This is a genomic window from Pantoea sp. PNA 14-12 (genome assembly GCF_004364735.1).
GTDB lineage: Bacteria > Pseudomonadota > Gammaproteobacteria > Enterobacterales > Enterobacteriaceae > Pantoea > Pantoea stewartii.
In genome coordinates this window covers 296,924-309,951 of record NZ_SOAJ01000003.1, presented here as the reverse complement: position 1 = coordinate 309,951, position 13,028 = coordinate 296,924, and the positions used below count along the sequence as shown (strand labels likewise).

Below are 13,028 nucleotides of genomic sequence, written 5' to 3'. Positions count from 1 at the left end.
TAAGAGCCAATAATAATTTCTCACATAACACTTAATACTTAATACTTAATATCGTTTAAAATATATAAAGTGGCGAGATTGAGATACGCCACTCACATTTTAGTTCGCCAGATCCAACTCTCGAACGCGCTTTTGAATAACTAACTTTTGCTCAGCATGTTGCATCGCTTCAATTAATTTTTCTGCTACAGCTCTAATGACGTTTATACAAACAGAATTTCCAAACTGCTTATAAATTTGGCCCTGAGATACAGCATCAACGATATACTCATCGGGAAAACCTTGTAATCGAGCACACTCGCGTGGGGTCAACTTTCTCGGATTTTTTCCAAGATGGGATTGATCAATTAAAATTTCAGATCCATCTTTATAATATCGAGCGCTAATTGTATTGGTATACTTACTCTCACTATTGAAAAGAGAATATCCGAAGCCATTCCCTTTCTTGCCATGTTCGAGCTTCCTTTTTTGATGGCCGAACCATAGTCTATCAGAAATAGTATATTTATCTTCTAATGAAGATAAATTACTTAAATCTTCAAGAATATCACCAACTCTAGTTTCTTCCATAGTTGGTTTTGGCCATTGGAATAGATCTTCGATATCAACACCGCTAAAATAATCCATATCAAAGCCTACAATAAAAATTCGCTCGCGATTTTGTGGTGCACCAAAATCACCAGCCCTCAAAACTCTATAATCAACCCAATAGTTAAGTTTTTCTGAAAGAGCCTTTCTGGCATCATCACTTATAGGAAAATCATTTGGCACTGTATCACTATTATTACCTCTCAATATATCTAGAATAGTTTTTAAAGTCCGTCCTTTATCATGACCTTGCAATTGTTTAACATTCTCAAGCATAAATGCTTTAGGCCTTTTAGCCGCGATAATTCTTTGAATTTCAAAAAACATGGTACCACGAGTGTCACTGAAACCCTTTTTTAAACCAGCTTGGGAAAATGCTTGACATGGGAACCCCCCGAGAAGTACGTCATGCTCAGGTATTTCAGTTGCCTTGATTTTAGTAATATCACCATGTGGCATTTCACCAAAGTTAGTAAGATAAGTTTTCTGAGAAAACTTATCCCATTCAGATGAAAAAACACATTGTCCGCCCTGTTGCTGGAAGGGAAGTCTTATCCCACCAATACCTGCAAATAAGTCAATAAATGTAAAATCACCTTTTTTTTCAATGGATTGACGGAAAGGTGCATTCTTCAGATATTCGTTAATTTTTTCTTCAACGTCGAGAATGGCTTGCCACTTCGCTTTAGAAGGAGAGTGCTCACCTTCCTCCCATCCGCGAATGGTGCGTTCACCTGAGCTGCCTAGCCCCAAAAGGTTTGCTAGCTCCGTTCGCCCAAGGCCTAATCTTTTCCTCAATTCTTTGATATATTGTGGTTTATGAGAGTCGGTCATTTAAATTTGCCTTATCCGGTTTTTCACCCTGCAAAACTATCAGTCTGTTGGTAACGAGTCAACATAGTTCTGATCTTATGAGCATCAAATCAGCAAAAGAGGAAAATATGTCCCAGATTTCACTTGAGCAACTTGAAAAGTTGAACTTATTTTGGAATGAATGTTCTGATTTTAAAGTGTTTTTTTTAGGCACAGGCTCTTTTTTTGAGGTTACTAATTCGTCAGGAAAAACTCACGACGTTTCGTTTCAATGCATTCTCCAATCATTGATTGACATTAGCAAAAGTAACAAAGCAAAACAATTCATAAACTATTCGATTCAACAACCATCCAAGATCACGAATATTCAAGCACTGGACCAAAAGATTTTTGATGACATTATTGAAACTGAAGCTGCAGAATGCACTGAGTGGAAATATTACGAAAAGATGGTTCGTGTTCTGGCAACATGTGTCCTTACATATTCCCGTGCTCGAGTAGTTGCATCAGAACAAACTAAACTTTTTTTTAATATTGTATCCAGAATAATTCACATTGCCAATAATCTGGACCCTAAAAATCTTGATAATTACATTCCTTTTAATAATGAAAAGCTTAGTATTTCCATTTCATATCTCGAACAGATAATTGATGCTTTCAGCTCAATAGCATGCAAAAAAAATATTAATCTGCATCAATCATTTCCCGAAAAGAAATTAAATACAATTTTTTTTGGCGCACCTGGGACTGGAAAAAGCTGGCTTATAGAACGTGAGACGATAAATGCTATTAAGGTTAGAACAGTCTTCTATCCTGATATGCAATATAGTGATTTTGTAGGTGCATTAAAACCTCGAATGATTAAAATTAATAATGATAAAAGAGTGGGCTATGAATTTCGTCCAGGTCCCTTTACCAATGCCTATATTAAATCTCTAAATAACCCAAGTGATTATGTTTATTTGATAATTGAAGAAATAAATAGAGCTCCGGCAGCTGCTGTTTTTGGAGAATTGTTCCAACTTTTAGACCAAGATGATACCTATGAAATTGATATTGATCCAGACATGTTAGATTATATAAATGATAACATTGAGAATAAAATAGAAAAACTTTTTCTCCCTCCTAATTTTACAATATTAGCCACAATGAATAGTAGTGATCAGGGGGTTAATTTACTTGATACTGCATTTAAAAGAAGATGGTCAATAAAATATATGCCTATTGATTACAACAACGCCACTCCAGGGATGTTTTTAATACCTGTTACGGATGCTACTTGTGAGATAAGCTGGGCTAATTTTTCAAAAATCATAAACGAAAAACTCACAAATTTAGGGATCCCTGAAGACAGATTGTTAGGTCACCGTTTCATTTCAATAAATGAAATATCTAGCAAAACGGCTGCTATTGACACTTTACGTTTTAAGATTTTTGCTTATCTTTGGGATGATGTATTACGTCACGGGAAGCGTCAACTGATATTCTCCCCTGAGGCATTAGGAGAGAAAATTAGCAATTTTGGCAATCTCATTTCAGCTTTTGATGCCGGCATGCCTATCTTTAATATAGATGTTGAAGAATCTATTTGTGCAGCAGGAATTATAACTTTATCGACGAATAAACCATGAAAATAAATATCCACGAAGACAGATGCATACTTAACCTTTTATCTAAAGATGTGATTAATCTTTTGAAGGTTAGAAATTTAATTAGAAATGAGCAAGAAAGAATTGATTTTTGCGGCATGGTTATCAGGCGAGAGGAAATTGACGTATTTATTCCTCGCAACAGTTCTATCAGGAAAAACAACGATACAAAAAGTATTTGTTCTTTGCTAATGAGAGCAATTCATAAATTTTCACTTAGCCGAGAACGATTTTCTTTATCGGATGGAGATACTGAGCATATTATAGGTGAATCGCTACTTAATCTGGCCTTCAGAATTCTTACAGATTACATTTCACATGGCGTTTATTCTAAAAGAGTTTATGAAATAAAAAAAAACTCATCGAAAATCGACTGGAACAGAACGATTAAGAAAAGTAAAATTTATCCTTCCTTTGATTCCTACATATATTTGGATAGTTATGGGAAACGAAAGAAAACATTCTATAATGATCCAGTAACACTAATTCATGTCAGTATCATACGTGAAATATATAATTTTTATGGATGGATATTTTTCAATTTTGACCCTCGAACAGAATCAAGTTTATCCGAATTTGAAACTCCTGTTAGTGATATAAAAATGAAGCTGATGATTTTAGAAAACGAGCTTAGGCATGTATATTCTGACCGAGAAACAAATTTAATTAAAGATATGATAGATTATCTCTCCGAAATTAATGGTCACCTAGGTCAAGATTGTGTTATTGGCATCAATAAATTTCAAACTATGTGGGAACATATGATAGATGCTTGTCTTGAATATAAGCTTGATATTAATAATAAGTTAGCAAAACCATGTTACAAAATTAATGGGCTTTATGAAGTGGCAAAAAATAAAGGTGGTCGTACAGATACGGTTCTCAGAGATGAAACTGGAAAAAAAATTGCAATCGTAGATGCTAAATATTATGGTGCAACTAACCCTAATGAACTTCCAGGATGGCCCGATATCATTAAGCAGTTTTTTTATGCTATGGCCCTCAAGGATATTTATCACAATTCAATAATCTATAACTATTTTATTTTCCCAGGTAATTTACAAAACATAGAGTCAATACATTTGCAAGATCCTGTTACTAAAACTTTAAAAGATGAAAGTTATGAACCTATAATTTGTATTTTTGTTGATCCAATCTTATTGATGAAAGCCTATAGTTCAGGAAGTAAACTAAAAGATTTATCAAATACGCTCCTCCATATTTAAATAATGGGAGTTAGTTGCAAAGCAATATATAAAAAATATTTTAAAGCATCATATAAACATTGATGCTTTAATTTTTCATGGATATATATATTCGGATAAAAATCTTTAAATACGAGTCCAATCACTCGGATGCATGTAACCAACAGTTAGTAAATCGTCACCTCTCCCATGATAAATAAACCATATACTCCCTGCAGGCGCATAAAAATCTTTACCATTTGCCATGTACAAACGTAATTCATTTTTCTCAGGCTTGGGAAATACTAAATTTAAACGGACAACGCCATTTTGATAGAGTTTAAATTCTTTGGCAGCCAAATCAGGATTACTTTTTACAGGCCCTCGACAAATTTTATCCGGACCAAAAAAATTTATCGCTAATTCTTTTTCATGGTCTGTTAAAGTTATTTGACTTTTTGTGGCCTCATCTGCTAGAGATATCTCAGAATAAGCTCCATCCAAAGCGTTAAAAAAACTTAAATGATTTTCATTAAATCTCATGGGTGGCTCCTTGTGTGTAATATACATTTAACCTTTTGAATAAAATATTAATTAAAACAAATTAAAATAAAAATTTATTGATGATAATCTAGTATTTATTGAACTAATTTAATATATACTAAAACTCTAGTGGTTAAATGTCTACTTTTTTTACAGCCACTCCACTCAAACAAAAAAAACTTAAAATACAATTAGTTGGTAGAATTTTGCAAAGGGGAACCTTGAGTCATTGTTCACAAAAACCATTTTTTAAAAAAACTTATTAAGATTTCTGCCCGCAAACACTCCTATTGGGCCAGTAAACAAAATGTTTCCGTTCAAGCACTAATTAAGTTATGCCCTAGATAAATATGCATTTGCAACGCCTAAACTCTTAGCGGCAAACCGATAGGGACAATTCTGCTAGACTGCAGGCACGACGTTGCTACAGACCGGTTACATAGCACTAACCTGCTCCCCGTTGATTAATACACCTTGATATTAGTAATGTCTTCATAAGCCACATGAGGACATCCCCATGAAGAAGCGTTTTTCCGACGAACAGATCATCAGTATTCTCCGCGAGGCTGAAACCGGGGTTTCTGCCCGTGAACTCTGCCGTAAGCACGCCATTTCCGACGCCACCTTTTATACCTGGCGTAAGAAGTATGGCGGTATGGAGGTGCCCGAGGTTAAGCGTCTGAAGTCACTTGAGGAAAAGAGCGCCAGACTCAGGAAGCTGCCTGCCGAAGCCATACTGGACAGGGAGGCACTTCAGGTGGCTCTAAGGCGAAAGTACTGACGACAGACCAGAAACGGGAAGCCGTTGAGTTTATGTGTGATGCGACCGGTCTGTGGCAACATCGTGCCTGCAGGCTTACAGGTTTGTCCCTGTCGACCTGCCGCTATGAGGCTCAGCGTCCGGCGGCTGATGCACATTTATCAAGCCGTATCACAGAACTGGCGCTCGAACGAAGGCGTTTTGGGACCGGCGCATCTGGCAGTTATTGCGTCGGGAGGGTCTTCCCGCCAACCACAAGCGGGTATAGCATTTACCACCTTAACGGCCTGAGAGTGAAGCGCAGACGACGTCATAAGGGGCTGGCGGCTGTGCGGCTTCCGCTTCTTCGCCCGGATGCGCCGAACCTGACATGGTCGATGGATTTTGTCATGGATGCACTTGCCAGCGACCGTCGGATTAAGTGCCTGATCTGTGTCGATGATTTCACGAATGTGTGTCTGACGATCACCGTTGCTCTCGGTATTTCAGGCGTTCAGGTTATGCGTATTCTGGACAGCATCGCGCTCTTTCGCGGCTGGCCGGCGACGATAAGAACCGAGCAGGGCCCGGAAATTACCTGCCGCGCACTCGGTCAACGGGCTTTTGAGCATGGCGTAGAGCTGCGACTTATCCAGCCGAGTGAGCTAACGCAGAACGGATTTATTGCGAGTTTCAATGCCGCTTTCGAGATGAATGCCTGAATGAATACTGGTTCAGCGATGTTCTTCATGCCCAGTCAATCATTAATGACTGGCGGCAGGACTATAACGAGTCCAGACCTCATTCATCGCTGAATTACCAGACGTCGGCTGAATTTGCAGCAAGCTGGAGAAATGGAAAATCAGAAGGTAAACAAACCGACATTACTAACTGAGCGTTGTATCTAATACAGGGGGCAGGTCATATCAGCTCCACGACGACTCATACCTAACTTCATCTCATGATAAATACCTGTCTATTTTATAATCTATGATGACCAAGGACAAGACGTGACCTGAAGTATCTATAGAAAGGTTTCAACTTACTAATTATTAAGGTGGTAGCCAATGGGACATCTTAGCCCGTACAGTAAAGCAGAATTACGTCTCCAGTCCGGTTGTGGGAAAGCAATGGGCGGTTATATCACTGCCAAGTGTGGCGACTTCCAACCTGATATGTAAAGGCATATGTGCAGCGAGTGCAATAAACGTTGGAATAAAGCTGTTAAAAAGATGCACGAGAAAGAATAGCAGGAACGAATCTGAGGGGCTGAAAAGCCCCAATGCAACCCGCTCAACTAATTATATTAATAGCCTGCTCATAGCCGCCTCGTAAAAATGAACCTCGCTAGATCTGTAGATTCAAGGATTGACCACATGCAAAAGAAGGTTCGCATTCCTATACCCGCCGACTTATCAGCATCTATTCTGTTTGAGTCAGATAAAACGTGTTGCGTTTGTAGAGATCCCGGCAAACCCATTCAGATTCATCATATCGACGAAAACCCAAGCAACAATGCCCCGGACAATCTATCGGTGCTTTGCCTCATATGCCATAACGACACCCAAGTGCGGGGCGGCTTTGGTAAACAACTCACTGAGACAGTTACAAGGCAATACCGTGATGACTGGCTAAATCGCGTTAAAGCGAGGCGCGACAGTGCAGACGAGCTAGCAGTGAGCATGATGTCTGGCAACAATCATACTTACCGCACCACCAAGCATTACACGGAACAAAGCTTACGGGTGCCATCAAACCGAGATGGATTATACGACTATATTGACTCGTTACCGCTGGTTAAAAAAGTACTGCTATCAAACTCTACCGAGGGGTGGGATAGAGGTTCAACTGCCTCTATGGTTGAGGCAAACGAGGCATACATAATTACTAATCGGGCTACTCGGCTACTACCAAAATAAGTGCTTCGAGTCGCAAAACCCACATGAGTTTTTAAGCGATGTAATATCAACTCGCTACCAATGGCACCGCCTAAGGCTAGAGCCTGAAGGACCAAATACAGGGGGCACAATAGTCCAAACTATACAAGGCGCTGCTGTGGCTAACGATCTTGAGCACATGATTGTGGACCTGGCGATAGCGCTTATCGGTTACGATGATTCACATAATTACAACGACTGGCATGTTGAGTGGCTAGGCCAGAAACGTCCGGTGTCGTCTGGCGCAACCGGGGCATAAGTATGGGTAGATTTTGTATAGCCTGTTTTTGGCGCATAGATATCATTAGCGCCGTGATGGGGTATTAACCGATCAGCGCCGTAGGCGTCATCTATGTTCTGCTTTCACTCATTCTCTTATCAGGTAGCCGTTATAGTCCGGTGGCTGAAACCGTGGCAGAGCCAGATGCTTTCCCGATCTGGTTAGGATTCCCATCTATCGCCTGTTTATTCCCTGTGCTGTCTCACGACATGGCATTACGGAACACCGCGCTATAAGTGTGAAACGAATGAAATTTTTGGGATGATTTAGAGACGTGAGCTAGGCGTCATAGCTTTCAAGTTGAAAACTGTACGTGTTTGAAGCTTGGAACTACACGCCGCTATGAGATAGTATTCCCTAGATCTGCCACTACTAACTACAGCGGCAATTTCTGGTTAAAGGTATTTGTCATTTCTTACATGTAAAAAAGGTAGAATTTTAAGCCTAACTTATTGATAAGTAATGATTTTTATGATTTGGTGCCGAAGGCCGGACTCGAACCGGCACATCTTTCGATGGTTGATTTTGAATCAACTGCGTCTACCGATTTCGCCACTTCGGCACTGAAGAGGATGCGGAAAACGTTGGCGATTATACCGTTACGTGCCCGGCGCGCAACTCTATTCCGCTGTGTTGTGCGCTAAGCGGCGAAAAAACACACGGAACCGGATAAACCCGCACTTTACCACCGCCAGAATCTTCCCAAACCGCCTTCCCCTCACCTTTCCGTCGGAACTTTCTCATCCGCACCGCCTCTTAGCAACACGAAGCACAAAACCCAACCGAGGTCGAAATGAAAAAGCGCCATATCGCCTGCGCCCTGGCAGCCCTGCTGCTGGCGGGCAATGCGTCAGCCGCAAGCTGGCAGGATCAACTGAGCAGTGCCGCCAACCAGCTCAGCCAGCAAAACAACGGTACAGCAGGTCAGCAGAACGGCGGGCTGTCGATGTCCTCCATTACCAGCCTGCTGAACAGCAACGACAAAGCCATGAGCGCCAACAGCATGACCAATGCCGCCGGCGTGATGCAGTACTGCGTGGAGCACAACGTGGTGAAAAACAACGTGCAGTCGGTAAAAGACCAGGTGCTGAGCAAACTGGGCCTGAATACCACCGCTGCGCAGGAGCAAAAACCGGATTACACCCAGGGCGTCGCCGGGCTGCTGAACACCGGCAATGGCCAGCAGCTGAACCTGCAAAGCCTCAGCAACTCGCCGATGGGCGAGAAGCTCAAAACCAAAGCCTGTGACGTGGTGCTGAAGCAGGGTAAAAACTTTATCTCCTGACAGTCGCCTGCCAGCCCCGCGCTGGCAGGTTTATCGCCCTTCCCTTCCGCCTGTTTACCGCCTGTCAGCACCCCGCCCGCTGTCTGTATCATCTTGTATCGCAACACGTTAAGTCATAAGTTTTCCTTCCTAATGCGTTGAGCGTTATAGTGATGTTTTGGATTTGAACAGGACGGCACGCATGAAAGGTATCAACATCGCAATTTACTTCGATCCAGACCTGATCACAGCCTGCGTAAATGCGTCAGAAGGGAGCTATGTAAACAAAAAGTTCGAGTACGACGATGGCGTGATCGAAGAGATCTACCAGTGGCTCGAAGAGTACGATCCCAACCGCACGCATATCTGCCTGATTGAAAACGAAAGCGCTGAGCTGCTGGCCGACGAACTGGTGGATAACGGTTATCACGTCCATCAGGTCACCATCCACCAGTTGCTGACCTGGTTCGCCGCCGAACCACCTAAATCCCCGGATGGCACACCGATGCGCCTGATGCTGCGCTACATGGCCGAAGAACACCCGCGCGAATATGAATCCCGCACGCCGCAAACCGAAGCGTTAATGGAGATGTTCGACGAGCTGGATGCGCTGGAGATGGTGGAAGACAACGAAGACGAAGACAACCTGCCCGCCGACCTGCTGCGCAGCATGAAGAAGCATAAAATCAGCGCCAGCGATGCGGCACAGCGCCTGATCCCGGACGTGAACGAACGCATCCGCGAGCACCTGATGCAGTACCCGGAGCTGATGACGCCGGAAATCCTGCAAGACTTCTTCCCGGAGCTGCTGGAAGCGCTGGAACGGCCTAAACACTAAGCGGAATAAGGCATGCTGGAGTTAATCAAAGCAATCGGGTTGGGGCTGGTGGTAATCCTGCCGCTCGCCAACCCGCTCACCACCGTGGCGCTGTTTTTGGGCCTGGCCGGTGAGATGAATTTTCGGGAGCGCAACCGTCAGGCCCTGCAGGCGAGCATCTACGTGTTCGCCATCATGATGGTGGCCTGGTATGCGGGCAGCGCGGTGCTGCATACGTTCGGCATCTCCATTCCGGGGCTGCGCATCGCGGGCGGGCTGATCGTGGCGTTTATAGGTTTTCGGATGCTGTTTCCGGCGAAGCCGGTGGGCCATTCGGTCGAAGCCAAACACAAGCACGATGAGCTGGAAACCGCGCAGGAGCCGGTGAACATCGCCTTTGTGCCGCTGGCGATGCCCAGCACCGCCGGGCCGGGGACGATCGCGATGATCATCTCCTCGGCGTCTACCGTGCGCAGCGGGGTGGATTTTCCGGCCTGGGTCATTAACGTCGCGCCGGTGCTGACGTTCCTGGTGGTGAGCGTGATTTTATGGATTTCCCTGCGCAGTTCAGGGGCGATCATGCGCCTGGTGGGCAAAGGCGGCATCGAGGCGATCTCGCGTCTGATGGGCTTTCTGCTGGTGTGCATGGGCGTGCAGTTCATTATCAACGGCGTGCTGGAAGTGATTCACACCTTCCACTGACGATCTGAGCCGCCCTTAACGGGCGGCTTATCAGCTAAGACGAAACTGGCATAGCTCAGAACAAACCGGCATTTTGACCTGCTCTGGCGCGGGTTACAGTAGGGTTATCAATCATTAAGGATAACCGCCATGCGCAAACCGCTGCTCCTGCTTACCGCCCTTGCTCTCTCCTCTGCCGCCCACGCGGCAACGCCAAAAGATACGTTCGTGGTCGCCGTGCCGCTGGACGGCATTATCAGTTTTGACCCGGCGGAAAGCTTTGAAACCGTCAGCAACAGCAGCCTGCGCAACATCTACCAGACGTTACTGGAGCCGGACCATCAGGATCCGCAGAAGCTGTCCCCGCTGGCGGCGCTGCGCTGGCAGCCGGGTAAAACCCCACACAGTCTGGTGTTTGACCTGAACCCGCAGGCGCGTTTTGCCAGCGGTAACCCGTTGACGGCGAAGGACGTGGTGTTCTCCTTTACCCGCGCGGTGAAGCTGAACAAAGCGCCCTCATTTATCCTGAGTGAATTTGGCTGGACGCCGGAGAATATCGACCAGCAGTTCACCGTCATCAACGCTCATCAGCTGGAACTGCGCTGGCCGGCACAAATCGGTCAGGATCTGGCCCTGCGCCTGTTGACCGCGCCGGTCTCCTCCATTGTCGACAGCAAGCTGGCGCAGTCGCATGCCGCCAGTAACGACTTCGGCAACGGCTGGCTGAAAACCCACTCGGCGGGCAGCGCGGCCTATGCGATCAAACAGTTCGTGCCCCTGCAGGCGCTGGTGCTGGAGGTCAATCCCAACAGCACCCAGAAAGCGCACCTGAAACGGGTGCTGCTGAAAGGCGTGGCCGATCCGGGCACCCGTCGGCTGTTGATCCAGCAGGGCGATGTGGATGCGGCGTATCAGTTGGGGCCGGATCAGCTGGCCTCGCTGAAAAGCGATCCCAATGTGCACATCGCAGCCTTTCCTTCCAGCCTGATCTACTACCTGGGCTTTAACACCAAAAGCACGCAGCAGCCTGCGCTGGGGAATCCGGCCTTATGGCAGGCGGCGCGCTGGCTGGTGGACTACGACAGCCTGGCGAATCAGCTGCTGAAGGAGCAATATCGTGTGCACCAGAGCTTCCTGCCGCAGGGCTTTGACGGCGCGCTGGAGACCAAACCGTTCCACTACGATGTCGAGAAGGCCAAAGCGATTTTAGCCAAAGGCGGCATTAAGCCTGGCGCGCATATCGCGCTGTCGGTGGTGAATCAGCCGCCGTATATCGACATTGCCCAGGCGCTGCAGTCGAGCTTTGCCAAAGCCGAGGTGAATCTGGATATCCAGCCAGTGGCGGAATCCGAGCTGTGGAGCAAGATGCGCAGCCGTCAGTTCGAATCCATCTTTACCTACTGGGGCGCGGACTATATCGACCCGAACACTAACGCCAGTACCTTCGCCTATAACGTGCCAAACGGCAGCAAAACGCTGGCCTGGCGCGTGGGGTGGGATATTCCGGAGCTGAGCGCCCTGACCCGCAAAGCCGCCGGAGAAAGCGATGCCGCGAAGCGCCGGGCCGATTACGTCTCGCTGCAACAGCAGCTTCAGCAGAACTCGCCTTACGTGGTCATGCTGCAGGGCGAGGTACAGGTCGCGCTGCGCAAGAACGTAACGCATGCGCAACAGGGCATTGGCGTGACGCTGCTGAATTTTGAAGAGGTGCAGAAGTAAATTTCCGGGCGGCAGCACGCAATCTTTACTGACGGCTGCCGCCCCGCTGGCTATGCTTGACGCATGACTGACTTTTCATCAGGTTCTTTCAACATTAAGCCGCACAGATCTTGTTGAGAGACGACAGGTTTTTTTCCTTATCAGATTTTTATCTCTCCCCACTTTGAAACCATCATGTAAATTTATACAACGCTCTTTAACGATGGACGCAGGTCATGATTACCTTGAAAAATGATTACGAAACAACCTCCAAAAGAGCTTAATTTAATAAAAAAATAACATTAATATATTTTGTCATTCATGAAACTTGATGTAATTTATCGTTTCTTACAAATGATGATAACAATCAAGGGAAGCTAATGAAAAAAAGCATGAAAACACTCGTTATGGCAGGGTTGGTTCTGGGAATGGCTTCACAGGCAGCCTATGCTGTGGATGGTGCCTACAGTACGCAGGCAAACCGCCCTATGACTGTCAGTGCACCTAACACCTGGTACACGCTCAATTTTCCAATCCCATCGGGGGCTATTCCGGTTAGCAATGCCACACTGACAGAAATATATTATGATTACTCACTTGGTCAGTCAGACGTGGGGAGTCGTGGTACTTTAACTGTCCAGTTGTGCCAGGGCTCTACCATAAACTGCACTGATGTTTCCTCAGCTAAATCAGGGTCGACTACTTTTTTCAAGGGTAAACCTGCTGGAAATCCACTGTTTCTGTACTATATGGTCAGTAGCAACCGAGCAACCGGAACCATTACTGGAAATGGTGTATCGCAGTTAAGCGTCAACTATACATCAAGCAAATAAAT

At 45.2% G+C, this 13,028-nt stretch carries 11 protein-coding genes, 1 tRNA gene and 1 pseudogene; 10 read left to right on the top strand and 3 right to left on the bottom strand.

Annotation, left to right across the window (positions count from 1 at the left end; genetic code table 11):
• Nucleotides 1-99 precede the first annotated feature (99 nt).
• Nucleotides 100-1,422: a DNA (cytosine-5-)-methyltransferase gene (gene dcm, locus C7434_RS12560; RefSeq protein WP_033740126.1), complete on the bottom strand. Its 1,323-nt coding sequence runs from the start codon at nt 1,420-1,422 to the stop codon at nt 100-102.
• 107 nt (nt 1,423-1,529) lie between these two features.
• Between dcm and C7434_RS12555 the strand changes: the two genes are divergently transcribed.
• Nucleotides 1,530-3,032, top strand: coding sequence for an AAA family ATPase (locus tag C7434_RS12555; protein ID WP_050504888.1), 1,503 nt, complete (start codon nt 1,530-1,532; stop codon nt 3,030-3,032).
• Nucleotides 3,029-4,276, top strand: a complete 1,248-nt coding sequence (locus C7434_RS12550; protein ID WP_033740124.1) for an LlaJI family restriction endonuclease — start codon at nt 3,029-3,031, stop codon at nt 4,274-4,276. Before C7434_RS12555 ends, C7434_RS12550 begins: the two co-directional genes overlap by 4 nt.
• A 105-nt stretch (nt 4,277-4,381) precedes the next feature.
• Here C7434_RS12550 and C7434_RS12545 read toward each other — a convergent pair whose 3' ends face one another.
• Complete coding sequence (locus C7434_RS12545) at nt 4,382-4,777, bottom strand: hypothetical protein (RefSeq protein ID WP_133745514.1); 396 nt, start codon at nt 4,775-4,777, stop codon at nt 4,382-4,384.
• Nucleotides 4,778-5,294: 517 nt separating this feature from the next.
• Here C7434_RS12545 and C7434_RS12540 point away from each other — a divergent pair.
• From C7434_RS12540 to C7434_RS21975, 3 genes and pseudogenes are all read left to right on the top strand, one after another.
• Nucleotides 5,295-6,411 (top strand): annotated as a pseudogene (locus tag C7434_RS12540) (IS3 family transposase).
• A gap of 481 nt (nt 6,412-6,892) precedes the next feature.
• Nucleotides 6,893-7,435 carry an HNH endonuclease signature motif containing protein gene (locus C7434_RS12535; RefSeq protein WP_033737199.1) on the top strand — a complete coding sequence of 181 codons (543 nt, stop codon included), beginning with the start codon at nt 6,893-6,895 and terminating at the stop codon, nt 7,433-7,435.
• Between the two features lie 136 nt (nt 7,436-7,571).
• Nucleotides 7,572-7,712 carry a hypothetical protein gene (locus C7434_RS21975; RefSeq protein WP_166649055.1) on the top strand — a complete coding sequence of 47 codons (141 nt, stop codon included), beginning with the start codon at nt 7,572-7,574 and terminating at the stop codon, nt 7,710-7,712.
• Nucleotides 7,713-8,210: 498 nt separating this feature from the next.
• Here the strand turns inward: C7434_RS21975 and C7434_RS12530 are convergent.
• Nucleotides 8,211-8,295: transfer RNA gene (locus tag C7434_RS12530), tRNA-Leu, on the bottom strand.
• A gap of 231 nt (nt 8,296-8,526) precedes the next feature.
• Here C7434_RS12530 and C7434_RS12525 point away from each other — a divergent pair.
• From C7434_RS12525 to C7434_RS12505, 5 genes are all read left to right on the top strand, one after another.
• Nucleotides 8,527-9,018 carry a DUF2501 domain-containing protein gene (locus C7434_RS12525; protein WP_058702596.1) on the top strand — a complete coding sequence of 164 codons (492 nt, stop codon included), beginning with the start codon at nt 8,527-8,529 and terminating at the stop codon, nt 9,016-9,018.
• A 181-nt stretch (nt 9,019-9,199) separates the two neighbouring features.
• A complete protein-coding gene (locus C7434_RS12520) occupies nt 9,200-9,835 on the top strand; it encodes a hypothetical protein (RefSeq protein WP_006121820.1) in 636 nt (211 codons plus the stop codon).
• 12 nt (nt 9,836-9,847) lie between these two features.
• Nucleotides 9,848-10,516, top strand: coding sequence for a MarC family NAAT transporter (locus C7434_RS12515; RefSeq protein ID WP_133745513.1), 669 nt, complete (start codon nt 9,848-9,850; stop codon nt 10,514-10,516).
• Nucleotides 10,517-10,645: 129 nt separating this feature from the next.
• The gene (locus C7434_RS12510; protein ID WP_133745512.1) at nt 10,646-12,214 is read left to right on the top strand and encodes an ABC transporter substrate-binding protein; all 1,569 of its coding nucleotides are present in this window, start codon (nt 10,646-10,648) and stop codon (nt 12,212-12,214) included.
• 359 nt (nt 12,215-12,573) lie between these two features.
• Nucleotides 12,574-13,026, top strand: coding sequence for a flagellar protein FlhE (locus tag C7434_RS12505; RefSeq protein WP_110267927.1), 453 nt, complete (start codon nt 12,574-12,576; stop codon nt 13,024-13,026).
• Nucleotides 13,027-13,028: the final 2 nt, after the last annotated feature.